The organism is Rhodococcus sp. Ni2 (assembly GCF_021352185.1).
GTDB lineage: Bacteria > Actinomycetota > Actinomycetes > Mycobacteriales > Mycobacteriaceae > Rhodococcus_F > Rhodococcus_F qingshengii.
In genome coordinates this window covers 2,741,140-2,765,523 of record NZ_WOXZ01000002.1, presented here as the reverse complement: position 1 = coordinate 2,765,523, position 24,384 = coordinate 2,741,140, and the positions used below count along the sequence as shown (strand labels likewise).

Annotated in this window: 19 protein-coding genes and 1 riboswitch; of the genes, 14 read left to right on the top strand and 5 right to left on the bottom strand. The window is 63.3% G+C overall.

What is annotated here, in order from left to right:
- The first annotated feature begins 21 nt into the window (after positions 1-21).
- The 3 genes from thiD to GN300_RS26305 all read left to right on the top strand — a co-directional run bounded on the left by thiD (position 22) and on the right by GN300_RS26305 (position 4,709).
- Positions 22-822 carry a bifunctional hydroxymethylpyrimidine kinase/phosphomethylpyrimidine kinase gene (gene thiD, locus GN300_RS26315; protein WP_003946192.1) on the top strand — a complete coding sequence of 267 codons (801 nt, stop codon included), beginning with the start codon at positions 22-24 and terminating at the stop codon, positions 820-822.
- A gap of 48 nt (positions 823-870) precedes the next feature.
- Complete coding sequence (gene pepN, locus GN300_RS26310) at positions 871-3,354, top strand: aminopeptidase N (protein WP_030537514.1); 2,484 nt, start codon at positions 871-873, stop codon at positions 3,352-3,354.
- A 65-nt stretch (positions 3,355-3,419) separates the two neighbouring features.
- Positions 3,420-4,709 carry an esterase family protein gene (locus GN300_RS26305; RefSeq protein WP_063316368.1) on the top strand — a complete coding sequence of 430 codons (1,290 nt, stop codon included), beginning with the start codon at positions 3,420-3,422 and terminating at the stop codon, positions 4,707-4,709.
- On the opposite strand, the gene GN300_RS26300 is transcribed toward GN300_RS26305, so the two are convergent.
- The gene (locus tag GN300_RS26300; RefSeq protein WP_063316369.1) at positions 4,671-6,938 is read right to left on the bottom strand and encodes a DUF2254 family protein; all 2,268 of its coding nucleotides are present in this window, start codon (positions 6,936-6,938) and stop codon (positions 4,671-4,673) included. The two genes, GN300_RS26305 and GN300_RS26300, sit on opposite strands and share 39 nt — an antisense overlap.
- 4 nt (positions 6,939-6,942) lie before the next feature.
- Positions 6,943-9,078, bottom strand: a complete 2,136-nt coding sequence (locus tag GN300_RS26295) for a bifunctional lysylphosphatidylglycerol flippase/synthetase MprF (RefSeq protein ID WP_063316370.1) — start codon at positions 9,076-9,078, stop codon at positions 6,943-6,945.
- Positions 9,079-9,217: 139 nt separating this feature from the next.
- Between GN300_RS26295 and GN300_RS26290 the strand changes: the two genes are divergently transcribed.
- The 11 genes from GN300_RS26290 (at position 9,218) to gcvP (ending at position 19,162) form a co-directional block, all read left to right on the top strand.
- The gene (locus GN300_RS26290; protein WP_003946186.1) at positions 9,218-9,832 is read left to right on the top strand and encodes a CoA pyrophosphatase; all 615 of its coding nucleotides are present in this window, start codon (positions 9,218-9,220) and stop codon (positions 9,830-9,832) included.
- A 109-nt stretch (positions 9,833-9,941) separates the two neighbouring features.
- Positions 9,942-10,541 carry a CDP-alcohol phosphatidyltransferase family protein gene (locus GN300_RS26285; protein WP_030537518.1) on the top strand — a complete coding sequence of 200 codons (600 nt, stop codon included), beginning with the start codon at positions 9,942-9,944 and terminating at the stop codon, positions 10,539-10,541.
- Positions 10,538-11,404, top strand: a complete 867-nt coding sequence (locus GN300_RS26280; RefSeq protein WP_003946177.1) for a DUF881 domain-containing protein — start codon at positions 10,538-10,540, stop codon at positions 11,402-11,404. Before GN300_RS26285 ends, GN300_RS26280 begins: the two co-directional genes overlap by 4 nt.
- Before the next feature lie 13 nt (positions 11,405-11,417).
- Positions 11,418-11,768 (top strand): small basic family protein, encoded by a 351-nt coding sequence (locus GN300_RS26275; protein ID WP_003946178.1) that lies wholly within the window; start codon positions 11,418-11,420, stop codon positions 11,766-11,768.
- A gap of 3 nt (positions 11,769-11,771) precedes the next feature.
- On the top strand, positions 11,772-12,554 hold the full coding sequence (locus GN300_RS26270) for a DUF881 domain-containing protein (protein WP_007731994.1): 783 nt from the start codon (positions 11,772-11,774) through the stop codon (positions 12,552-12,554).
- Between the two features lie 45 nt (positions 12,555-12,599).
- Complete coding sequence (gene gcvH / locus GN300_RS26265) at positions 12,600-13,004, top strand: glycine cleavage system protein GcvH (protein WP_003946160.1); 405 nt, start codon at positions 12,600-12,602, stop codon at positions 13,002-13,004.
- 211 nt (positions 13,005-13,215) lie between these two features.
- Positions 13,216-13,710 (top strand): glycogen accumulation regulator GarA, encoded by a 495-nt coding sequence (garA, locus tag GN300_RS26260; RefSeq protein WP_003946166.1) that lies wholly within the window; start codon positions 13,216-13,218, stop codon positions 13,708-13,710.
- Positions 13,710-14,447 (top strand): MerR family transcriptional regulator, encoded by a 738-nt coding sequence (locus GN300_RS26255; RefSeq protein ID WP_003946161.1) that lies wholly within the window; start codon positions 13,710-13,712, stop codon positions 14,445-14,447. The genes garA and GN300_RS26255 overlap by 1 nt, the downstream gene beginning before the upstream one ends.
- A gap of 93 nt (positions 14,448-14,540) precedes the next feature.
- Complete coding sequence (locus GN300_RS26250; RefSeq protein ID WP_003946194.1) at positions 14,541-15,014, top strand: bifunctional nuclease family protein; 474 nt, start codon at positions 14,541-14,543, stop codon at positions 15,012-15,014.
- A 332-nt stretch (positions 15,015-15,346) separates the two neighbouring features.
- The gene (locus tag GN300_RS26245) at positions 15,347-15,901 is read left to right on the top strand and encodes a MerR family transcriptional regulator (RefSeq protein ID WP_021344354.1); all 555 of its coding nucleotides are present in this window, start codon (positions 15,347-15,349) and stop codon (positions 15,899-15,901) included.
- A gap of 220 nt (positions 15,902-16,121) precedes the next feature.
- A riboswitch (glycine riboswitch) is annotated at positions 16,122-16,250 on the top strand.
- A gap of 53 nt (positions 16,251-16,303) precedes the next feature.
- Positions 16,304-19,162, top strand: coding sequence for an aminomethyl-transferring glycine dehydrogenase (gcvP, locus tag GN300_RS26240; protein ID WP_063316371.1), 2,859 nt, complete (start codon positions 16,304-16,306; stop codon positions 19,160-19,162).
- Between the two features lie 22 nt (positions 19,163-19,184).
- Here the strand turns inward: gcvP and GN300_RS26235 are convergent, their stop codons facing one another.
- The 3 genes from GN300_RS26235 to GN300_RS26225 form a co-directional block, all read right to left on the bottom strand.
- Positions 19,185-20,333, bottom strand: coding sequence for a metallophosphoesterase (locus tag GN300_RS26235; protein WP_054187381.1), 1,149 nt, complete (start codon positions 20,331-20,333; stop codon positions 19,185-19,187).
- Positions 20,333-22,027 (bottom strand): VWA domain-containing protein, encoded by a 1,695-nt coding sequence (locus GN300_RS29925; RefSeq protein WP_063316372.1) that lies wholly within the window; start codon positions 22,025-22,027, stop codon positions 20,333-20,335. Before GN300_RS29925 ends, GN300_RS26235 begins: the two co-directional genes overlap by 1 nt.
- 159 nt (positions 22,028-22,186) lie before the next feature.
- On the bottom strand, positions 22,187-24,370 hold the full coding sequence (locus GN300_RS26225) for a malate synthase G (protein WP_063316373.1): 2,184 nt from the start codon (positions 24,368-24,370) through the stop codon (positions 22,187-22,189).
- Between the last annotated feature and the right edge of the window lie 14 nt (positions 24,371-24,384).

The following is a 24,384-nucleotide window of genomic DNA, read 5'->3' as shown; positions in this document are numbered from 1 at the left end:
TCCGAAGAAGGAGATTGTGCTGTGGTTGACCTCGCCTATGTCATCGCTGGGTCCGAAGCGACTGGCGGTGCCGGCCTGCAGGTCGACCTGAAGACGTTCCAGGCATTGGACGTCTACGGCGTAGCGACCACCACATGTATCGTCTCGTTCGATCCCAAGAACAATTGGGGTCATCGCTTCGTGCCGATCGCTCCTGACGTGATCGCTGATCAGATCGAGGCTGCCACGGCAGCTCACGATCTGGACGTCGTCAAGATCGGAATGTTGGGAACTCCCGCCACGATCGAGGTTGTGGCAGAGGGTCTGCGTCGGCAGTCCTGGCGCCACGTCGTCCTCGACCCGGTCCTGATCTGCAAGGGCCAGGAGCCCGGCGCGGCTCTCGATACCGATACAGCACTTCGTGATTCGATCCTCCCGCTCGCCACCGTCGTCACACCCAACCTGTTCGAGGCACGCACCCTCGCCGGAATGGACAGCATCGAAAGCGTCGACGACCTCATCGAGGCCGCACGTCGTATCCATGACCTCGGACCCAAGTACGTGCTCGCAAAGGGCGGTGTCGAACTCGCCGGTGGCGACGCCGTCGACGTGTTGTTCGACGGGACCGACGTGACGGTTCTCTCCGCCCCCAAGGTCGGCGAAGAGCGCGTCTCGGGTGCCGGTTGCACGCTGGCCGCCGCAGTGACCGCCGAACTGGCAAAGGGCGCCGACGTGGGAGAAGCCGTCGCTCTGGCCAAGAAGTTCGTCACGGCGGGCATCGAAGGCCGCGTCTCGGCACACACGCCGTTCGACACCGTCTGGCAGGGCGCGTTCAAGGGATAGGCGCACGGCGGCTCACATCGCCGCGCGCGGCCTGGCAGGATCGAGTGCGTGAGTACTGCGAACCTGAATCGAAGCGAAGTCGCCGAACGATCTCGAGCCATCTCCGTCGCCGGTTACCGGGTGGAGTTGGATCTGCGATCGGCGGTCGACTCCGCCGTGAAGACCTTTTCGACGGTCACGACAATTGATCTGACGTCCTCGGTGGAGTCCACGTGGCTCGATTTCATCGGTGCTGCAGTCGATTCCGTGGACGTCGACGGTGCGTCGATTCCGGTGGAGTACGACGGATCCCGGATCGGGCTGCGCGGACTCGGCGGATCGAACGTCGTTCGGGTGGCAGCTCACGGCCACTACAGCCGTTCGGGCGAAGGGCTGCACCGATTTGTCGACGACGCTGACGATCAGACGTATCTGTACACGCAATACGAGCCTGCCGATGCCAGGCGTGTTTTCGCCTGCTTCGAGCAGCCGGACCTCAAGGCGCCCTTCACATTCGAGGTGACAGCACCTGACGGCTGGGAAGTCCTGTCGAATCAGCCCGCGACCCAGACTCTCTCCGTGGACGGTGCACAACGCGTCACTTTCGCCCCGACGCTGCCGATCTCGACCTACATCACCGCGATCGCGGCCGGGCCGTATCACCGCGTGGCGTCGTCGTGGAGTCGCGGCGAACTCACTGTCGAGTTGGGTGCGCTGTGCCGGGCGTCGTTGGCTCCACACCTTGATGCAGACAACGTTTTCGACATCACCCGTCAGGGGCTGGACTTCTACGCCGAGTACTTCGACTATCCGTATCCGTTCGGCAAGTACGACCAGATCTTTGTCCCCGAGTACAACCTCGGCGCCATGGAGAACCCGGGACTGGTGACCTTCACCGAGGCATACGTGTTCCGCGGCACCGCAACCGACGAGCAGCATCAGCGCCGCGCCAACACGATCCTGCACGAAATGGCGCACATGTGGTTCGGCGATCTCGTGACCATGGTCTGGTGGGACGACCTGTGGCTCAAAGAATCTTTTGCTGATTTCATGGGATCGCTGGTCAGCGCCGAAGCCACTCGCTTCACCGATGCCTGGGTGGCATTCGCCATCAAGCGAAAAGCGTGGGCGTACCTCCAAGATCAGCTGCCGACAACTCATCCCATCGTCGCCGACATCGTCGATCTCGAAGCTGCGAAGCTTAACTTCGACGGAATCACCTACGCCAAGGGCGCCAGTGTCCTCAAACAACTTGTGGCGTTCGTCGGCCGTGACGCGTTCTTCGAAGCGGCACGACGGTACTTCAAGGCCCACGCCTTCGGGAACACCACGCTGGTTGATCTGCTCGACGTGCTCGCGGAGACTTCCGGACGTGATGTGCGCGAATGGGCCCGAATCTGGTTGCAGACCACCGGAGTGTCCACGCTGTCGCTCGACGGAACAGACCTGGTCCAGACGGACCCGAGGCCGCATCGGCTCGCAGTCGGAATCTACGACTACAACGAGTCCGGAGACCTTGTTCGCACCGAACGCGTCGAACTCGACATCACCGAATCACGCACGTCGGTCGACCTTCCGCCCGGAGCACTCACACTGCTCAACGACGAAGACCTCACCTACGCCAAGGTGCGATTGGACGCGGAATCTCTGTCCACTGTCGAGGCATCCCTGGACCGCGTGAGCGATCCGCTTGCGCGCGGGGTGATCTGGTCGTCGCTGTGGAACTCGGTGCGTGATGCGCAGCTCTCGGTGTTCCGGTACCTCGACATGGTGGAACGATTCGCTCCCGCGGAGACAGATCTTGCGATTCTCAGCTCGATCCTGACCGATGCCCAATACGCGGTTCTTCACTACGTTCCGAAAAGCTTGCGGCCCAATGTAAGTGCAGGCTGGTTGGAAACGACCTGGAAGGCGGTGTTCGAAGCCGAACCGGAGTCCGGAAGGCAGCTGGCATGGGCACGGGCTCTGTCGGCCGCTGCAGCGGTCAACGATGCTCGCGCCGACGAGGTGCGGTCGATACTCGACGGCACCTGCCCGGGGCCGGTCGGACTGGCTCTCGATCCTGATCTGCGGTGGGCATTGTGGATCGCCCTGTCGGCGACCGGCCATGCGAGTGTGAGCGACTTCGATGGTGAGCTGAGCAAGGACAGCACGTCAGCGGGTCGAACGGCGTACGTCCGCGCCGCGGCGTCGATTCCCGATGCCGAGACCAAGGCGGCTGCCTGGGCGTCGGCGACCACTGACGGCTCACTCTCGAACGACCGCCTGGATGCGACGATCGCCGGATTCCGTTCGGGCACGGACCCGTCGTTGATCGAGGGATATGCGGCAGAGTACTTCTCGTCCCTGGGGAAGTGGTGGTCCGAACGCAGCATCGAGATCGCCCGACGGTTGGTGAACGGACTCTTCCCGGCAGCTGAAGACACCTCTGCTGTCGATTCCTGGATCCAGGCCAATGCGGAGGCGCCCGCGTCGCTGCGGAGGCTTGTTCTCGAGCGTCGGGATCACCTGGCCCGAGACCTACGTGCCCAGGCGTCGAACGCAGTGATCTGACGCCATCAGCTCCGAAATGTCCTGTTCTTGGATATTGTCTAAACAGGGCTGCGACGGGAGACGACGTGCACACGATCACGGATCTGTCGCTGGTCACGGGCCCGGTTCCGCCCGTGGTGACGGTGCTCGGAATTCTGGCACTTCTGTGGCTGATCTTCTCGAGATCGAGGCGTCACGTCCTGATCTCGATTCCGGTCTGCATCGTCGCGGCAATCGCGATCACTCTCGTGCTGTACTGGCTGATCGAGAAGGTGTGGCACCCGTTCCCCGATCCGATTGCCCGTCCGGTCTACGTGTGGATCGGGTTGGGCATTCTCGGCGTGCTGCTGGGCGTTTCGCGGGTATTTGCGGCGACGCGGATCGACGGCCGCGTGCTCACCGTGGTCTCCGTGCTCCTGGTGGTCGTGTCGAGCGCGGCTCACGTGAATCTGCAGTTCCAGTCGTATCCGACGTTGGGAACAGCGCTGGGACTCTCGGACGCGGAGAAGGTTTCACTCGCAGACCTGGACGACGGCAAGGACGGGGCGGTACCGGTTTCGCAATGGAAGGCTCCCACGGACATGCCGTCGGCGGGCAAGGTCAGCACGGTCACGATTGCGGGGACGGTCTCCGGATTCAGCGCCCGCGACGCCGAGATCTACCTACCGCCCGCGTATTTCACCAACCCACGACCGGAGTTGCCCGTGTTGGTCCTGCTAGCCGGCCAACCAGGCGCGCCCGAGGACTGGCTACAGGGCGGACGTCTCGTCCAGACCATGGACACCTACGCCGCTGCGCATTCGGGCTTGGCTCCCGTTGTCGTCGTTGCTGACGGGACCGGGTCGGAACTGGCGAATCCGCTCTGCGTCGATTCCCAACTCGGGAACGTCGCGACGTACCTTTCGCGCGATGTTCCCGACTGGGTGCGCGGGAACCTCCAGGTGGATCCCGACCCGAGGAAGTGGGCGATCGGGGGACTTTCCTACGGCGGTACCTGCGCGTTCCAGATGGCAACGAACTTCCCCGCGGTATATCCGACGTTCCTGGATCTGTCCGGTCAGATCGAACCCACACTCGGCGATCGCAAGCAGACGGTCGATGCAGCGTTCGGCGGCAATGACGCCGCGTTCGTGGCAGTGAATCCGCAGGATCTGCTCCGGGAGAAGAAGTTCCCCGACAGCGCCGGGGTGTTCGTGGTCGGCAAACAGGACAACGACTACCGCCCAGGTCTTCAAACGCTCTACGAAGCCGCAAAGGCCGCAGGGATGGACGTCCAGTACGCCGAGGTCGACGGAGGGCACAGCTTCCAGGTGTGGTCGGCTGGATTGGCGAGTCAATTAGGTTGGCTGGGAACGCGACTCGGTCTGCCCGGATGAACGATCGTCCGGAAGTTCCGAAGACCCGATGATCAGCGGGTGAATTCTTCCGGTCGCCCCGGCTTCGGAGCCCAATCCCTGCGGATCCGCCACACTCGCGAGCCGACGGTCGAGTGCGCCGGTCCATTCTCGGGTCAATTGCGCATCGAGTGCGTCGACGCGCTCGAGTAGCGGAGGGTGCTGGTCCGGCGGGCAGGCTTCGAGCAAGGTCGCGAATACCGCGCGCAGACGACGCTGGACCTGCGCGGAATTGGTACTGAAGTGCCGGATCTCGTCGGTGGCGACGGACACGTAATCGGTCCAGGTGCGTTGCTGCCCTCGGATCAGCGTGAGATCCGAGGTTGACGTGTCGAAGCGGACCCGCGGGGCGAGAAGTACCAGAAGATCTTCGATGTGGTCGAGAGCCTGGACGGCTCGGCCCGGGTCGTTGATGGCGGGTGACAGTGCCTTGAGCGCGATGTCCACGATCGACTGAAGCGCTGCACCGGGGCTGACGACCGGGCTGTGCGTGTCACCGAAGATCAAGCACGACATCAAAGTGTCCGGGCGTACCTTCAGCGAGGGTCCGCGTACCTCGAAGAGGGGCGCGTTCTGGGCGACGAACTCGCCGATGCTGGGGACGACTTCGACCGAGACGTCCCAGCGGCCGGCCAACCGCTGCAGTCGTGCGAGGTCGATCGCCAGCAGAATCCGGCCGTCGGGTGAGAGGTGGCGCAGGCGAATCACCAGTGCGTCGGCGCTCTCGGAGTTCTCGGACTCGCGCGGTTGGGGTAGGGGGAGCGGCTGACTGGGTTTCGGTGCGCCAGAGGGCAGGTCCTCGTACAGCGGATAGGCACGAATCGTCGCGCTCCGGCCCTGGGCCGCTATCCAACGCAGCAACCGACTGGAATTGAGAATCGACCCGACCTTCGCCACCAACGCGATGAACAGGATCGCACTGGCCAATGCCAGAAGCAGTGCGATCGCCGTGGAGATGGTCGGTGAGGAATTCTCCGAATCGAGCGCCAGATCGAGCGCAATGATCAAGGAGAAGACGAACGTGGCCAGAAACATGCCGATCGACCACCGCATCACTCGCTGTTGCGCAAGCATCGGGACCACCCGCACCGAAATCTGCGATGCGCCGAACTGCATTGCGAGGGTGATGGCGGTGAACACCAGACCGGTGAGAGTGATCATCCCGCCGGCGATGACGCTGAGCAGCGTCGCGGTGGCCCCGGCGTCGACGCCCTCGGAAATGGTACCGACGTCGCCGTCGCTGACCAGGTCTCCGTCGATCCCGACGAGGATGTTCGCGGTGACGACGGACAGGACGACGAGGATCACGGGGAGACGCCAGACGGGGACTGTTCGTAGTCGTCGGCGAGTTCGACGCCAGCGAATTCTGTCCGAGAGCCGCCGCGACAATCCGACCTTCGACGTGGGGGTTGCGGTGTCGACGACGGGGAGCGGTGGTGGGGGCGGGGGAGTGGAACCGAAACTTCCCGACACCGTTTCCTGAACGTAGATCTTCGCGTGGATCATCGGCTCGCGATAACGCTGTTCACGGGCCACTGCCCGGCTCATCTTCGCCGGCTTGTCGCGGTAACGCGAGCGCGCCCACGGCGCACCCGGGCGACTCAACCGAATTGCTCCGATCAACAGAAGTGGGGTGAAGAACAGCCCGATCAGGCCGGTCCAGAGTTTGCCCTTCATCAACGTGATCACGGCGAGTCCGAGTTGGATCACGATCGCGACGACAACGCCGATCAACGTCGCCAGGCTGCGGTCCTGCTCGTACGGGTCGAACTCTCCCGCGAACCCGATCGGGTGGACCCCGAGAAGGAAAAGGAACGAGATCGCGATGGCAACGAACACCGCGTCGATGGACGAGCGACCTTCCTCGGCCCAGTAGACATCGCGCAGATGCAACACGAGCGCGTACTCGTCGAGGACCAACGCGCTGCCGATGCCGAACACCGACGCGAGAACACAATTGGCGATCGGGGTGTGATAGTCGGCCAGAGCGATGAAGGCGAAGCCGGACACGAGCATCATCATCAAACCGAAAACCATGTGGTGGATGTGCATTCCACCGGGCGTGACATTGCCTGGCCACCACGAGACCTCGGCCCGGATCATCCGGACGCTGAAGCGGATGAACAGGAACGTCAGGACAAAGGCGAGTAGGAGGAAGAACAGCGGGAGCCTGCCGGTGTCGACGACCGTGTGCTCGAACCAGGACCGCACGGCGTCAACTCTTGCTGGTGGCGAGCTTGATCAGCTGAGGAGCCGTCGCGTCGGGCAGGTAGGCACGCGTCAGTGCGATTCCGATCCGAGGCAGGTCGGCCTCGTCGCGGAAACACAGGAAAACGGGTTCGTACCTCGGCTTGAACTTCTTCTTGAACGCGTGAAGAGACCGGAAGCCGTACAGCGGTTCCATCGCGGCTCCGAGCATGTCCAGCAGGCGGTCCATCGATGCGGCGTCGGCGCCGTCGTCGCTGCGGGCGAGCGGTGCTCCGGACAGTGAGACGAATTGGGCACCTTGTTCTTTGAACTCGAGGGCCGACGATGCGATGAGGAACTCGACCACCGGACGGAACCCGTCGGGACGTCGACGCATGACGTCGAGTGTCCAACCCTGAACCACGCCGCCTTCGCCGTACACCGGCAACCACGAGGTGACGCCGTGAATGCTTCCGGTCGGGTCGACGGCCAAGCCGACACGGACGTCGCGATCGAGCGCCTCCTCGACGCTTCCGAGGGTGAACCCCATCTCGGGTAGCCCCTTGTCGCCCACCCATTCCTCGGAGATGGCGCGCACCTGAGCCAATACGGAGAACGGCTCGTCGGCCAATGTTGTCATCCGGAAGGTGATGTCGTCCTTCTTGGCCTTGTTGAGCGCCGAGCGGATGTCCTGCCAGGATTTACCGGTGAACTGCAGTTCTGGTAGGTCGACGATCGTGTCTTCGGCGACCTGAACGGTGCGCCAGCCACGCCGGGTGGCGGCGTCGGCTGTCTCCTTCCCCACGGAGAACAAGCAGGGAGTGAGGCCGTTGGCTTCGGACATCGTCGTGAATTCGTCGACCGCTGCGGCAAGTCGGTCGGGGCTCGCTATCGGATCCGCCAGGACCACGACGACACCGACATGCCGTTGGAATGCAACGACGCTCTCACCCGACTCGCCGAAGTAGTAACTGTTGCCGTCCCACGTCGTCATCCACGACATGGTTCCGCCGCCGTGTCGTTTGAGCAGTTCCCGAGCGGCGGCGCGCGGATCGTTCCCGGACAACGGCCCGCCTCGAATCTTGCGCCGCATCGGTACGTGAAAAGCGTGGCGGCCCTTGATCAACAAGATGAGTTCGAGAAGCCAGAGCAGCGCGGTACCGACCGTGACGGCGCCGGCGCTCTCGTAGTCGAAGAAGATGACCGAGACGAGGACGAGGGCGGTGGCCAAAACCGTCAGTGAACCGAACACCACGGCAACCCACCAGGCCCAGCGGCGACCTCGTCGCAACTGGTCCGCGATCAGGGCAACGATGACCACGTCGATCAATGCCGTCCAGCCCGAACCGGTTTCGGCTTCCGTCGGCCCGAACGGTCCGCTTCCGGGGAACAGCCAGACGGCGATCTCGACCACGCCGATCAGGAGCAGGCCGATGAATCCGAGCAGGCGGATCTCGCGTCGCGTTCGTGGGATGAACCCGCGCTCTCCGTCGCCGAAGAACTTCTCGCCCACCGGCAGGAATATCGCGACCGCGATGAGGTGCTGCACGTCGGCGAGGCGGCCTTCGAAGAGGAACGCGATCGCAATGTACGCGCACAGAATGGCGCGCACTCGCATTCGCCAGGGCGAGCGGAGTGTTGCCGTGGTCGCGGCGAGTGCGGCGATGATTGCGGTGGTCACGCCGACGTCGCGGTGGGTGGCGAGGTTGCGAGCCCAATCCCAGTCGGTGTGGCTGCCCGCCCAGAGGAGGAGCGATGCACCGAGTTCGCCCGCCAACTGACCGCTGATCGTGACGATGGCCGCGTTCTTGGTTCCCAGGCGCCATTCGCACCAGCCGACCGCGAAGGCAAAAACGACGATGATCGAAACATACTGACCCGGCGTCAATCCGAAGAACCACCCCGTGACGAGAGTCCACCACTTGCCTTCCTGCAAGGCAGGAACTCCGTAGGCGATGTCGTTGAACCACGAGTAGGTACGGACGTGATTCCACAGGGCGCCGGTCGCGATCCCGACGACGGTGATGGTGAGGACGACGCTCGCGGTGAACGGCACACGCCGCAGGACGCTCAGCGTGTCGGAAGCAAAGCGAGAGGCCCGATTCGACGCGCCCGGCGCGCCCTGGTCGGTCTGCGGGGTGGGGGTCTGGGACTGCTCAGCCATCGAGGTTCTCTTCTCGCCATGCCGCACGGTGGATTCTGCCTGTTCAGCATGACAGGAATACAGACCGATAATCAGGCGAAGCGGCCAAAATGGACCAGACTGGCTGAGGGTCTCAGTCTCGTGGCGCTACTGTCGAGCCATGGTGAACGGAGATTTACTGAATCGGGACCACGTGGTCGCCTCACTTGCCGCTTTCGAACCCCGGTCGGTCGAATTGGACGGAAGGCGCTCGGCGTCGGTGGTCATCGTCGTCATGCGGACTGCGGACGGAACACCAGTGTTCCCGGTGACGAAGCGGCCGAGCAAGATGCGCGCCCACCCCGGTCAATTCGCGTTGCCGGGCGGAAGCGTCGACCCGGGCGAGTCGTCCGAACAGGCAGCGGTTCGGGAACTTTCCGAGGAGCTGGGTGTCGACGTTCCCGAGTCGAAGATCATCGGCCGGCTCGACGACTACGTCACTCGTTCGGGATTCGTGATCCGGCCGTTCGTCATGTGGTCGGGCGAGGACATCGGGGGACTGGTACCCAATCCCGACGAGGTGGCCCAGGTGTATGCCGTCACGTCGGAGGAGCTCGACGTGGACTCGCGCTTCGTCACCATCGAGGAGTCACCGAACCCGGTGATCCAATGGCCGTTCCGAACGAGCCTGATCCATGCGCCGACCGGAGCCGTCATCTATCAGTTCCGCGAAGTGCTGAACGGACGGCACACGCGCATCGACAAGCTCGAGCAGCCGGTGTTCGCCTGGAGATAGGGGCAGCTCGACACGCTCGGGACAGTTCAGGCTACGGCGCCTCGGCGAATAGTCCGTCGTGCTGTGGAAAGCTGGCCGCACGGCAATCGAACGACGCGAGGTGTGTGCAGTGAACTCTGGCGAACAAGAACCGATCCCCACGGATCGGATTCTCACTGTTCCCAACGTGCTCAGTATCGTGCGTCTACTCGCTCTGCCGCTGTTCGCCTACCTGCTGCTCGTCACGCACTCGGACGGCTGGGCATTGGCGCTGCTGATGCTCAGCGGGTTCACCGACTGGCTCGACGGCAAGCTGGCCAGAGTGCTCGGACAGACCTCGCGTCTGGGAGCGCTTCTCGACCCGCTGGTCGATCGTCTGTACGTCGTGACGACACTGGTCACCTTCGTCGCCCGCGATTTCATTCCCTGGTGGGTCGCAGCGATACTCATCGGCCGTGATCTTCTGCTTGCGTTGACGCTGCCGATCTACCGCAGGCGTGGCCTGCCACCGCCCGAGGTGGTTTATCTCGGCAAGGCTGCGACCTTCCTACTGATGTTCGCTCTGCCGTTGATTCTTGCCGGGCACGGAGACTGGGCCATCGGACCGTTCACCCATGCCTTCGGTTTCGCTTTCCTGATCTGGGGAACCGTCCTGTACGTGTGGACTGCCGCGATCTACGTGCTCAAGGCCGTTGACGTTGCGCGAACCCACGAGGTCGTGCCCCGATGAAGTCGACCGGGGAGGACGTCCGTCGTAACCCGGTACCGTCGCTGCTTCGCTCACTCATGACCGAACATCTCGACCCGGGCTACGAGGCAACTGCATTCGAACGCCAGCACGAGCACACCAAGAACAGATCCTCGAAGACGGGGCCGTGGCTGGCCCTCGGCGCACTGTTGATCGGGTTCATCGTCACGGTCTCGGCTGTTCAGGCGACGAAGCAGGTGACCGGCACCGAAGAGGTTCGAAGCGAGTTGGTGGCGAAGGTCCGTGATGCGGAGGATCGAATCGATTCGCTGGCCGCGTCCCGCGATTCACTCGGCGGAGCCGTCGACGCCGCGCGCGGCGTGGCGCTCGAAGGCGATGCACGCGGCAGCGCCGTCCTCGACCAACTGCGAGCGGTCGAATCCGGCGCAGGAGCCGAAGCTGTTCACGGGGAGGGACTGGTGGTGACGTTGACCGACCCGGCCGGACGCCCGAACCTCTCGGATGCGTCGCAACGGAGTGTCGGCGGTAAGACAGTTGTCCTCGATCGCGATCTGCAGACCGTCGTAAACGCCCTGTGGGCTGGGGGAGCGGAGGCGATCGCCGTCGGCGGAGTGCGAATCGGGCCGACGGTGACCATTCGTCAGGCGGGCGGCGCGATGCTCGTCGACAACCAACCTGTTTTCTCCCCGTACCTCGTCGAGGCGATCGGAGACACGCGAGCACTGCAGCGGAAATTCGTCGTCAGCGACGCCTACGTGAGAATGTCTAGCGTCTCGCAACTGTACGGAGTCGGTTTCGCGGTGGCCGAAGACGATTCGTTGACTCTGCCGCCTGCGGCGCCTCGCGCCGTCCGAGTGGCAACAGAACCCACAGAACCCAAGTGACAGAAGGAGTTCGATGAAGGCCGGTTCCGCCCTGTACGGACTCGCAGCACTGGTCGTCGGCATCGTGCTGGGCGTAGTTTTCAGCCCGCAGGTGCCCGACGTGATCCAGCCCTATCTTCCGATCGCTGTCGTTGCGGCGCTCGACGCCGTCTTCGGTGGACTACGCGCGTATCTGGACGAAATCTTCGACGCGAAGGTGTTCGTGGTTTCCTTCGTCTTCAACGTGCTCGTCGCGTCGTTGATCGTCTGGCTCGGTGATCAGTTGGGTGTCGGTACTCAACTCTCGACGGCGATCGTCGTCGTGTTGGGTATCCGGATCTTCGGCAACGCAGCGGCATTGCGACGCCGACTGTTCGGAGCGTGAGTCATGGCGGAACATTCCACGACCGAACCGGAAGAAGAACCTCCCGTCACCACTGCGGGTGAAGGTCGTCACGAGTTGCGTTCACCGTCCAAACACCGCACCAACGTCGTCTTCGCAATCCTCGCTGCTGTGCTGTTGGGCGTGCTCGGCGTTGCGATTGCCACACAGGTACGCAGCACAGTGGCCGGAGATTCACTCGACGCCGCGCGCCCTGCCGACCTCCTGGTGGTTCTCGACAATTTGAATCGGCGCGAAGCCGCGCTGAGGCAGGAAGTCGCGAATCTTCAGGAATCGCTTGCCACTTTGGAAGCCGGTGGCAACACGGGAGCAGCGCTGGACGAGGCGCGGGCGCGGCTGACCTCACTCTCCATTCAAGTGGGGACCGCTCCGGCCACTGGACCGGGTGTGACGATGACCCTGACAGATCCGGCGGGCGGCGTCGGATCGGAAGTGATTCTCGATCTCATCCAGGAACTGCGTGCTGCCGGTGCCGAAGCCATCTCGATCGCAGGTGCGAACGGCGAACCCATTCGTATCGGCGTGAACTCGTGGGTGAGTGGGCGCGGCGGCGAGATCGAATTGGACGGAACCCGGATCGAGCAGCCGTACACTGTGACCGCGATCGGAGATCCGCCGACATTGGCGGCAGCGTTGAACATTCCCGGAGGCGTCTTCGACAATGTCGCACGCAATGGCGGAACGTCGTCCGTCGAGCAATCGCAGCAGGTCACGATCTCCGTCTTGCGACAATTGAATCCGCGCCAATACGCTCAACCCGGAAATTGATCTTTTTGCGTCCGACTTTCGGACGGCCTGTGAAAGGAAGCCACTGTGAGTGAGCTCGATACACCTACCGATCTGCGCTACACCGCGGAGCACGAGTGGGTGAAGCGAACCGGCCCGACCTCAGTTCGAGTCGGTATCACCGACTTTGCTCAGTCGCAGCTCGGTGACGTCGTGTTCGTCCAGCTTCCCGCTGTCGACGAAGACGTGACCGCCGGTGAATCGCTCGGTGAGGTCGAGTCGACCAAGAGCGTCTCCGACATCTTTGCTCCGTTCACTGCGAAAGTTCTTGCAGCGAACGGTGAATTGGACGGACAGCCCGACCTCGTCAACACCGACCCGTACGACACGGGTTGGTTGGTCGAACTCGAGGTTGCCGACGAGGCCACACTCGACGCCGCACTCGCGGCAACTCTGGACGCGGAGGCATACAAGGGACTCACGTCCGAGTAGAAAACCTGCGCGTGGACCGGCCAACTCGTGTTGTGTCGCGGCCTGTCTCGCTGCACACGGCGGTCTGCGCAGGGTACGGTCGTTAGGTACGCATGTGCCGAGTCGGGGCGCAGGGCCGTATCGAACGTGACTGTGAAAGATGCTCGTGAAGAAAGTGCACTGCGTAGTCCAGTGATTCATGATCTGGATGATTGACCCAGGAGGAGAAACAGTGAGCGAGAACGGTAACGACGCGGGCTATGGGGAGTCGCCGGCGGAGACCACTTCGGTTTTCCGCGCGGACTTCCTCAATGAGCTCGACAACACCTCCTCTGCAGCACCGGCCGCCGAGCAGCCGGTTTCGGGCGTGGAAGGCCTTCCCGCCGGAGCCGCACTTCTGGTGGTCAAGCGGGGACCGAATGCAGGATCCCGCTTCTTGCTCGATCAGCCGACGACGTCGGCAGGTCGGCACCCGGACAGCGACATCTTCCTCGACGACGTGACCGTCAGCCGTCGTCACGCCGAGTTCCGTCAGGAAGATGCAGATTTCCACGTCGTCGACGTCGGAAGCCTCAACGGCACCTACGTCAACCGTGAGCCTGTCGATTCGGCAGTTCTCGCGAATGGTGACGAGGTTCAGATCGGCAAGTTCCGTCTGGTGTTCCTCACCGGCCCTCGTGCCGGCGGTTCGCAGGTCGGCGAGTCGTCAGCAGGTGCGGGTAGCTAATGACGGCAGTGCGGCAGCAGAGCCAGCCCGGAATGTCGATTGGTTCCGTGCTGGATCGGTTGCGTCCAGATTTTCCCGACGTGACGATTTCGAAGATCCGTTTCCTCGAGTCCGAGGGCTTGATCAGCCCGCAACGGACACCGTCGGGATACCGCAGATTCTCTGTCGAGGACTGCGAGCGTCTTCGCTTCGTGCTGACCGCTCAACGCGATCAGTACCTGCCGCTCAAAGTGATCAAAGAACAACTCGAAGCGATCGACAGTGGCGCAGCGACGGTGAGTGCAGAAGTTCCTGCGCCTCGTCGTGCTCGCGTCCTGTCGATCGCTACGGGCGATGTCTCACCCGAGGCGTTCCGGGTCGATCGCGAAGTTCGAGTCGGTCGTCAGGATCTTCTCGCGCGCGCTGACATCGACGATCGGTTTCTGACCGATCTGATCCGCACCGGTTTGGTCGTTCCCGGCGCGGCGGGATTCTTCGACGAGGATGCCGTGACGTTGGCGCGCACCGCTAAGGCGATGTCCGAGTACGGCTTGGAGGTTCGCCATCTGCGGGCGTTCAAGTTGGCTGCTGATCGCGAAGCGGGGCTGGTGACTCAGATCGCCGGACCGGTTGCCAAGGGTCGTGACGCCGGAGCACGTGATCGTGCCGAGGAAATGGTGCGGGAGCTGGCCGCTCTGTCACTGACTTTGCACACGTGTCTGGTCAAATCGGCAGTTCGGGGAAGTCTCGATCGCTGAGTTCCTCGATCAGCGGGGCACACTCGAATAGAATTTCAGTACGACCGCATCGGAGTCGGTCGGCTGGATCACGTCAGGTTGGAGGCAAGCTCGATGGGCGAAATGCGTGTGATCGGAGTTCGTGTCGAGCAGCCTCAGAATCAGCCGGTCCTGTTGCTGCGAGAGTCCGACGGCGATCGGTACCTGCCGATCTGGATCGGGCAAACCGAAGCTACCGCGATTGTTCTCGAACAACAGGGAGTCGAGCCGGCGCGGCCGCTGACTCACGACCTGATCAAGATCTTGATCGAATCTTTCGGTCGGAGCCTCAAGGAGGTTCGGATCGTGGACCTGCAAGAGGGCACTTTCTACGCGGATCTCGTCTTCGACGAGCAGACCACTGTCTCGGCACGTCCGTCGGACTCGATTGCATTGGCCCTGCGCATCGGCGTTCCGATCTTCGCGTCGGAGGCTGTTCTCGCCGAGGCCGGTCTGGTCATTCCCGACGAGCGCGAAGACGAGGTCGAGAAGTTCAAGGAATTCCTCGACACCATCTCGCCGGACGATTTCAAAGCCACTGATGGTTAGCCTGAATTGACTGGTTGCGGACTTTAGTCTTCAACTCTCAAGTAGAGGTTGAGTCTCGGTCGGCGTGTTGCGTTGACCATGCACCCTCCTGGACTTACCGTTGCGTGCGGTGGAGATCTTCTCGCCTTGTCGATCGAGGCGTACTCTGGGTAAGTCCACTCATGGAATTACCTGCCTTGGATTCACATCTGAAAGTTCGGTCGGCACGGGATTCTCGTGACTGCTGATAGCACAGGTTGGTTACATGATGGCGAAGCGAGAGGGAGACGGCAGTGGAAGAACAGTCGAATGAGCGCGGGACGGGCATAGCCGGTAGTGCCGCGACTGCAGAAATGTCTTCCGAAGAGCTGCAGCCGGGCCTGTTCCCGGACGATTCCATCCCCGACGACCTCGTCGGATATCGAGTACCCAGTGCGTGCCAGATCGCCGGGATCACGTACCGCCAACTCGACTACTGGGCACGGACGTCGTTGGTTGTTCCGTCGATCCGTGGCGCTGCCGGATCCGGAAGCCAACGTCTGTACTCCTTCAAGGACATTCTCGTTCTGAAGATCGTGAAGCGTCTGCTCGATACCGGCATCTCACTGCAGAACATCCGCGTTGCCGTCGATCACCTCCGTAAGCGTGGCGTCCGCGATCTTGCCAACATCACTCTGTTCTCCGACGGCACCACCGTGTACGAATGCACGTCCCCCGAAGAGGTCGTCGACCTCCTCCAGGGTGGGCAGGGCGTATTCGGCATCGCAGTCAGTGGCGCGATGCGTGAACTCACCGGAACGATCGCCGACTTCCCCGCCGAGCGGGCCGACGGCGGCGAAAGTGATCCCAACCCGGAAGACGAGTTGGCTTCGCGACGCAAGAATCGCGCCAGCCGCAAAACCGGATAACGTACGTCACATCTCTTTGGAGGATGCCACGGTGCAGGTAGGCGTTTCGGTCAACTAGACTGGGCCTGCGTCGCCGGCGTACGGGAGAGCCTCGGATACCGATTCACCGAACTTGTCTTTGTTTCAGTCTTTGTCTCAAAGGTCAGTCGTGAGCGGGATCAGGGCGCCGAAGGAGCAATACCTCCCCGTCAATCTCTCAGGCACCAAGGACCGTACGGGCTCCGACGCCTCTGGAAAGCGGTGGGACAACCCACCCGCCGACGGGGAAAGGCTGTGGCTTCCGCCTTCGGCGGATCACTACCGAATCTCTCAGGCGCTCGGGAATCGAGCATGCGACAGAGGGGGAGGAACACACCGCAGTTCGGTGTGTGTCCTGATCCTCCGATCTGTCTGGGAGTTGTCGTGATCGACGCTGCAAGCCGTATATTTGCCGACCGCCATGTCGGTCCGAACGCCGCGGAACTCGCGCGCATCCTCGAACTCGTCGGGGTCGATTCACTCGACGAACTGGCAACCAAGGCCGTTCCCTCCGTCATCCTCGACGCTGCCCCGAACGGCATCGCTGCCGGACTCGACGCTCTGCCGCTTCCGGTCGGAGAGCACGAGGCACTTGCCGAACTGACTGCACTCGCAGCCCAGAACACCGTCGCGACGTCGATGATCGGCCTCGGCTACTTCGACACGTTGACGCCGCCGGTGTTGTTGCGCAACATCATCGAGAACCCGGCCTGGTACACCGCGTACACCCCGTATCAGCCGGAGATCAGCCAGGGCCGTCTCGAAGCCCTCCTCAACTTCCAGACCATGGTCGCCGATCTCTCCGGCATGGAACTGGCAAACTCGTCGATGCTCGACGAGGCCACCGCCGCTGCCGAAGCCATGACGCTCCTGCGCCGCGCGAACCGCAGCAAGTCCCCACGATTTGTCGTCGACGCCGATCTCTACCCGCAGACCCTCGCCGTCATCGAGACTCGCGCCGAGCCGCTCGGGATCGAGATCGTCTCCGCGGACCTCACCGCTGGTCTTCCGGAAGGTGAGTTCTTCGGCGTCATCGCCCAGATCCCAGGTGCCTCGGGACGAGTCGTCGATTACACCTCGATCATCGCGGAAGCTCACGAGCGCGGCGCACTGGTTGCCGTCGGCGCCGACCTCCTCGCGATGACGCTCATCACCTCACCCGGTGAGCTCGGCGCGGATGCGTGCTTCGGAACCACCCAGCGTTTCGGTGTTCCCATGGGATACGGCGGACCGCACGCCGGTTACCTGGCCGTGCACTCCAAGCATGCGCGTCAGCTGCCCGGCCGCTTGGTCGGCGTCTCCATCGACGCCGACGGAGACAAGGCATACCGCCTGGCGCTGCAGACACGTGAGCAGCACATTCGCCGCGAGAAGGCGACGTCCAACATCTGTACCGCTCAGGTGCTCCTCGCCATCCTCGCTGCGATGTACGCGAGCTACCACGGCGCCGAGGGACTCAAGGCGATTGCGTTGCGCGTCGCTGCCCGCGCACACGCGTTGGCAAACGGCCTGCGCGAGGGCGGCGTGACCGTCGTCCACGATTCGTTCTTCGACACCGTGCTCGCTCAGGTTCCGGGCAAGGCGGCCGACGTCGTCGCTGCGGCCAAGGAATCCGGGATCAACCTGCGTCTGGTCGACGCCGATCATGTCGGTATCTCCTGCGACGAGGCCACGACCGCCGACCACGTCCTTGCCGTGCTCGACGCGTTCGGGATCGAGGATGCTGTTGTCGCCATCGAAGCCGAGGGCAATTCGGTTCCGGCTGCTCAGGAGCGCACCTCCGACTACCTGCAGCACGAAGCCTTCACCCGTTACCGTACGGAAACGGCAATGCTTCGCTACCTGCGCGCGCTGTCCGACAAGGACATCGCCCTCGATCGCAGCATGATCCCGCTGGGTTCGTGCACCATGAAGCTCAATGCGACCGCCGAGATGGAATCCATCACCTGGCCCGCGTTCAACGCGATCCATCCGTTCGCGCCGACATCGGATGCGCCCGGTCTGCTGAAGATCATCAAGGATCTCGAAGACTGGCTGGTCGCGGTCACCGGCTACGACAACGTCAGCCTGCAACCCAACGCCGGCAGCCAGGGGGAATACGCGGGCCTGCTCGCGATCCGCAACTACCACCTCAGCCGGGGCGACGACCACCGCGACACCTGCCTCATTCCGTCGAGTGCTCACGGCACCAACGCGGCTTCTGCCGTCATGGCCGGGATGCGCGTCGAGGTTGTCGCCTGCCGTCCCAACGGTGACGTCGACGTCGACGATCTGCGCGCGAAGATCGCCGATCACGCCGAGCGTCTCGCCGCGATCATGATCACCTACCCTTCAACACACGGTGTCTACGAGCACGAGATCTCCGACATCTGTGCAGCGGTACACGACGCCGGTGGCCAGGTGTACGTCGACGGCGCCAACCTCAATGCGCTTGTCGGCCTTGCCCGTCCGGGCCGATTCGGCGGCGACGTCAGCCACCTGAATCTGCACAAGACCTTCTGCATCCCGCACGGCGGCGGCGGACCCGGCGTCGGCCCGATCGGTGTGCGCTCACACTTGACGCCGTTTTTGCCCGGACACCCGATGGCCCCCGAACTCGGTGGTGGAGGAACGATCTCGGCAGCGCCGTACGGCAGTGCGTCCATTCTGCCCATCACCTGGACCTACATCCGGATGATGGGTGCTGCGGGCCTGCGCCGCGCCAGCCTGACCGCCATCGCGTCGGCCAACTACATCGCGCGTCGACTCGACGAGTACTTCCCGGTTCTCTACACCGGCGAGAACGGCATGGTCGCGCACGAGTGCATCCTCGACCTCCGTGGGTTGACCAAGGACACCGGCGTCACCGTCGACGACGTCGCAAAGCGTCTGGCCGACTACGGTTTCCATGCACCGACCATGAGCTTCCCCGTGGTCGGCACACTGATGGTCGAGCCCACCGAGAGCGAGAACCTCGAAGAGATCGACGAGTTCTGCGAGGCGATGATCGCCATTCGCGGCGAAATCGATCGCGTCGGCGCCGGCGAGTGGACGGTGGAGGACAACCCGCTACGCGGTGCTCCCCACACTGCCGGAAGCATTGCAGCGCAGTGGGATCACCCGTACTCGCGTGAGATCGCCGTCTTCCCGCGTGGCAAGGCCCGCCCGAAGGTGTGGCCGTCCGTGCGTCGTATCGACGGTGCACATGGCGACCGCAACCTGGTCTGCTCCTGCCCGCCGATCGAAGCGTTCGCAGGCAACTAAGGCGTGTGCCCGCCGGAGATCATCACCTCTCGTGTACGAGTTCGAGAACAGTGATCTCCGGCGGGGCGCCGACGCGTACCGGCGGACCCCAAGCCCCGGCGCCACGCGTCGTGTACAGCACTGTGTTTCCGACCCTGTCCAAGCCTTGCACCGAAGGCTGCTGCAGCGGAACGAGATACCGCAGCGGCCACATCTGACCGCCGTGAGTGTGCCCGGACAGTTGCAGATCGATACCCATCTCGGATGCCTCGATCGCTTGACGCGGTTCGTGCGCGAGAAGCAAGGCGAAAGTATTCGGATCGCGACCTGCGAGCGCGGCAGTCAGGTTCGGCTCGTACGGGGCCGGCGACGTGTAGTCGTGGATGCCCACGATGTCGATGGTATCGCCGCCATGCTGGATCGAGGTGCGGCTGTTGCGAAGTGTGGTGATCCCCAATGTCTCCCACACGTCGAGCCATTTGCCGCCGTCGTCGGCGTAGAACTCGTGGTTTCCGCTGACTCCGAAGATTCCGTCGGGCGCCCGAAGATCGGCGAGCGGAGCAAGATCGGGAGCAACTTTCGCGACGGTTCCGTCCACGAGGTCGCCGCCGATCGCGATCAGATCGACATTCTGCGAGTTCACGATATCGACCACCTTGCGGGTGAAGTCGACCCCGCGGGCCGGTCCCACGTGCAGGTCGGTGATCAAGGCGATCCGGTATCCGTTGAAGCCCTCAGGTAGGCGAGCGAGCGGCACGCGGACGCGGGAAATCTTGGGGCCCGACGCCTCGTAGACGCCGTAGCCGGCGGTGCCGATCGCCGCGAGAGTGACTGCTGCCGTAGCCAACTGCAACGTACGACGCTTGGCTGGGTCGACTTCGGTCGTGGTATCCGTGTGGCGTGCACGTAGTCGACCGATCCCGGCGAACAGGCCGATCACGAGCAGTCCGGGAATCAGATACAGCCACGAAGCCAGCCAGACCCATCCGACAAATCCGATCGGTCGCGCCCACGATGTCGGAAAGACTTCGCCGCTGCCGACCCCGATGAGCGTCGAGACCGCCAAGACGACAAGCGCAGTGTCGGCGAGACGAGCCCATCGCCTCGGGATGCCGGTGGCGCGAACGAGTCGGCGATGCAGGAACCAGGTCAGAAGGGCGAGAAGGACTGCAAAAACCGCGACGCGCCCCATCAGGACAGCATCTTGGTCACTGCGGCCGCGAGAGCGGGGTCGGACGTCGAATCGACCCGAACCAATGTGCCGCCCGTCCGATCCGAGACGTCTTGGAGTGTGGAGACGTCGTCGCCCGCACCGACGACGATCACGTCGACCTGTACCGGACGCGACGGATTGCCCGCAGCGGCGATCGCGCTGAGCAGTTCGGCTCGCGTCGTGGTGGATTCGTCAGGCGTACTCGAGGTGATCAGCAGCACCGAGTTCACTCGCCCCGCGTCGAAACCGTCCACGGCGGCTTTGTAGGAGCTGGCAAGCGCCGGGTATTTGGAGGTCTTTCCGCCGGCCCGAAGCCCGTTGAGGAAATCGGTGATCGTGGCACGCCGATTCGGCTCGGACAGTGAACCGCCCGGAACCAGGATGCGCTCGGACGGTTTTCCGTCGGTGCCCGTGCTGAACTCGCGAAGGCGGATGTCCGAAGCGTCAGGGCTGCGACCCAATTGGGTATTCACCGCCGAGGCAACGTTCGCCAAGCGGGTAGTGCCACCGTCGTCGGTACCCATCGACGCCGACGTGTCCATCAGGATGGTGGCACTACGCGGCGAGACCGGGTTGGCGACTATGTCACCGAGCGCCGCTGCGGTCTCCGCCGAAGCCGGTTTCAACGTGGACGAGATCTTGGCCGGGGACACCGCCCCGAGATCGGGAAGGTCTTGGCCCTCGACCCGGAAACCGGCGCCGACGAACAACTGTGACTGATTCGGCTCACGCATGAAATCGGCAAACTGTGCCGCTGCGCGCGACGCGGTTTCGTCGATCCCGCTGCCCGAGACGATGACCGCCGGATAGTCCGCGACTGGCGTTGCGCCGGCGGGGGAGTACGTCGTCATCGCCGCGTTCGCGCTCTGCGCTATCGACTGTTCCGTGGCCGGAACGGCTTTCACCGAATCCGGTGTTCCGGCGCTCAGTGCTCCGAGGGCTTCGGCAGTGGACGAGGGGGGAGTCGGCAAGGATTGGAACTGCAACGCCCGTGCACTGAGCGCAGCGTTGACCTGAGCGGACTTCGCCTGATCCGTCGTGACCGGACCGGCACCCGCATCGGCGACGTCGGCAGCGATCGCCTGTGCAGCCATCGAGGTTTCGGTACTTCCGACCGGCAGGGCGACCGTCAGATCGGAAGGCAAAGACTTCCAACTCGATGCTGCGCCGGCCAATGCTGCCGCGGTCTCGGGACCGGCTGCCAGAACGATCGGGGAACTCGCGAGCGAGCGAGGATCACCGTTGATCACGGCCTTGCCCGACAGTGGCGCGAGTTCGAACGAACTCGTCGGGATCCACAGGGAGGGACGCGGTCCCAATGCTGCGTCGTCCCAGGGGGCCGCCGGACCGGCTTCGAGTGCCGTCGAGACCGACGCGGACGGCGCACCGTGCACCACGACGGCGATGCAGTGATCACGCACCACCGGCGAGGTCTGGGTGTACCGCTTCGCCAGTTCCTCGACCTGTGGGGCTATGGACGGATCCGCGGTGACGTCGAGTGTCTTGTTGCCCTCGACGCACGTACCGGCTGCCTGCTGTCCCTGATCGTCGATCCGGTTGCTGAGGGCCTTCCATCCGAAGAAGCCTGCCACGATCAAGACGATCAGCACGACGACGAGAATCGGCCCCTTACTGATACCTCTGGCGCCTGACCCGCCGCGATGTTCGCCCACGTACCTTGCCCTACCTTGGTCACTCGAAGAATGTCTGTTGAACGGACTGTGTCCTCGGCCAGTCTAGTGACGAATCTTCGGGGCCTACGCGAACAGCCTCGACACCGGGAGCGGTGCCGAGGCTGTTCGGGTTCAGCTTCGAGTTCGAAGAAGGTGAAATCAGGCGTTGGCAGCCTTGTACTCGCGGCGGCGGCGATGCAGGATCGGCTCCGTGTATCCGCTGGGCTGCTTCGCGCCTTCGAGGATGAGTTCCTTGGCAGCCTGGAACGCGATGTTGGAATCGAAATCAGGTGCCATGTTGCGGTACTCGGCGTCGCCCTCGTTCTGACGGTCGACAACCGGGGCCATGCGCTCGAGTGCACTGACAACGTCGCTCTCGCTGACGATGCCGTGACGCAGCCAGTTGGCGAGCAGCTGGCTCGAGATGCGCAGGGTGGCGCGGTCCTCCATGAGCGCGACATCGTGGATGTCGGGAACCTTGGAGCAGCCGACACCCGCGTCGATCCAACGGACCACGTAGCCGAGGATGGACTGGCAGTTGTTGTCGAGCTCTTCCTTCTTCTCCACGTCCGTCCAGTCGGTGCTGGGAGCGAGCGGGATGGTCAGGATGTCGTCGACGCTCGCACGCGGCTTTCCCTTCAGGCTGTCCTGAACAGCGAACACGTCGACGCGGTGGTAGTGCGTCGCGTGCAGCGTTGCGCCGGTCGGCGAAGGTACCCATGCGGTGTTGGCGCCGGCCTTGGGGTGACCGATCTTCTGCTCGAGCATGTCTGCCATCAACTCGGTCATGGCCCACATGCCCTTGCCGATCTGAGCCTTGCCCTGCAGACCGCAGGCCAGACCGGTGTCGACGTTCCAGTCCTCGTACGCACCGATCCACTTCTGCTTCTTCATCTCGGCCTTGCGCACCATCGCGCCGGCTTCCATGGAGGTGTGGATCTCGTCGCCGGTGCGGTCGAGGAAGCCGGTGTTGATGAACACCACGCGGTCGACGGCTTCCTTGATGCAGGCGGCGAGGTTGACCGTCGTACGACGCTCCTCGTCCATGATGCCGACCTTGAGCGTGTTCTCCGGAAGCCCGAGGACCTGCTCGACACGGCCGAACAGTTCGGTGGTGAAGGCAACTTCCTCGGGACCGTGCTGCTTGGGCTTGACGATGTAGATCGAGCCGGTGCGGCTGTTGTCGAGCGGTCCGTTGGCGTCACTGATCGAGAGGCCGTGCACTGCACAGGCACTGGTGATCAAGGCGTCGAGGATGCCCTCGGGGACCTCGTTGCCGTCGGCGTCGAGGATCGCGGGGTTGGTCATGAGGTGACCGACGTTGCGGACGAACAGGAGCGAACGACCGTGCAGGCTGAGTTCGCTGCCGTCGACTGCGGTGTACTTACGGTCGCCGTTGAGCGTGCGGGTGAAGGACTTGGCGCCCTTCTTGATCTCCTCGGACAAGTCACCACGGTTGAGACCCAACCAGTTTCGGTAGCCGACAACCTTGTCGTCGGCGTCGACAGCGGCGACCGAGTCCTCGAAGTCCATGATCGTGGTGACGGCGGATTCGAGAACGACGTCCTTGACGCCGGCGGCGTCGGTGCTGCCGATCGGGGACGAGGCGTCGATCTGGATCTCGGCGTGCAATCCGTTGTTCAGCAGCAGGATGCTCGTCGGTGCGTCCTTCTCGCCGAGGTAGCCGACGAACTTCTCCGGCTGGGCGAGCGTGGTGACCGTACCGTCTGCCAACGTGATCTTCAGTTCACTGCCGTCGACAACGTACTTGGTTGAATCTGCATGCGATCCCGACACGAGAGGTGCTGCCGCATCGAGGAATTCACGCGCCCAGGCGATGACCTTGTCGCCGCGGACCTTGTTGTAGCCGGAACCCTTCTCGGCGCCGTTCTCCTCGGAGATGGCGTTGGTGCCGTACAGCGCGTCGTACAACGAACCCCAGCGGGCGTTGGACGCGTTGAGTGCGAAGCGCGCGTTGAGGATCGGCACGACCAACTGCGGGCCGGCCGTCGAGGTGATCTCGGTGTCGACGTTCGCGGTGGTGACCGAGAATTCGGCAGGCGTCGGCAGGAGGTAGCCGATTTCCTGCAGGAACGCCTTGTATGCAGCGGCGTCGATGGGAGCGCCGGCGTGATTGCGTTGCCACTGATCGATCTGAGCCTGCAGATCGTCACGCTTGGCAAGCAAGTCGCGGTTCTTCGGTGCGAGCTCGGTGATGACCTTGTCGGCGCCGGCCCAGAACGTTTCGGCGTCTACACCGGTGCCGGGAAGAGCCTCCTCGACCACGAAGTCGTAGAGAACCTTGGCAACCTGAAGACTGCCGACCTGAACGCGCTCAGTCATGAATAGCCTCACTT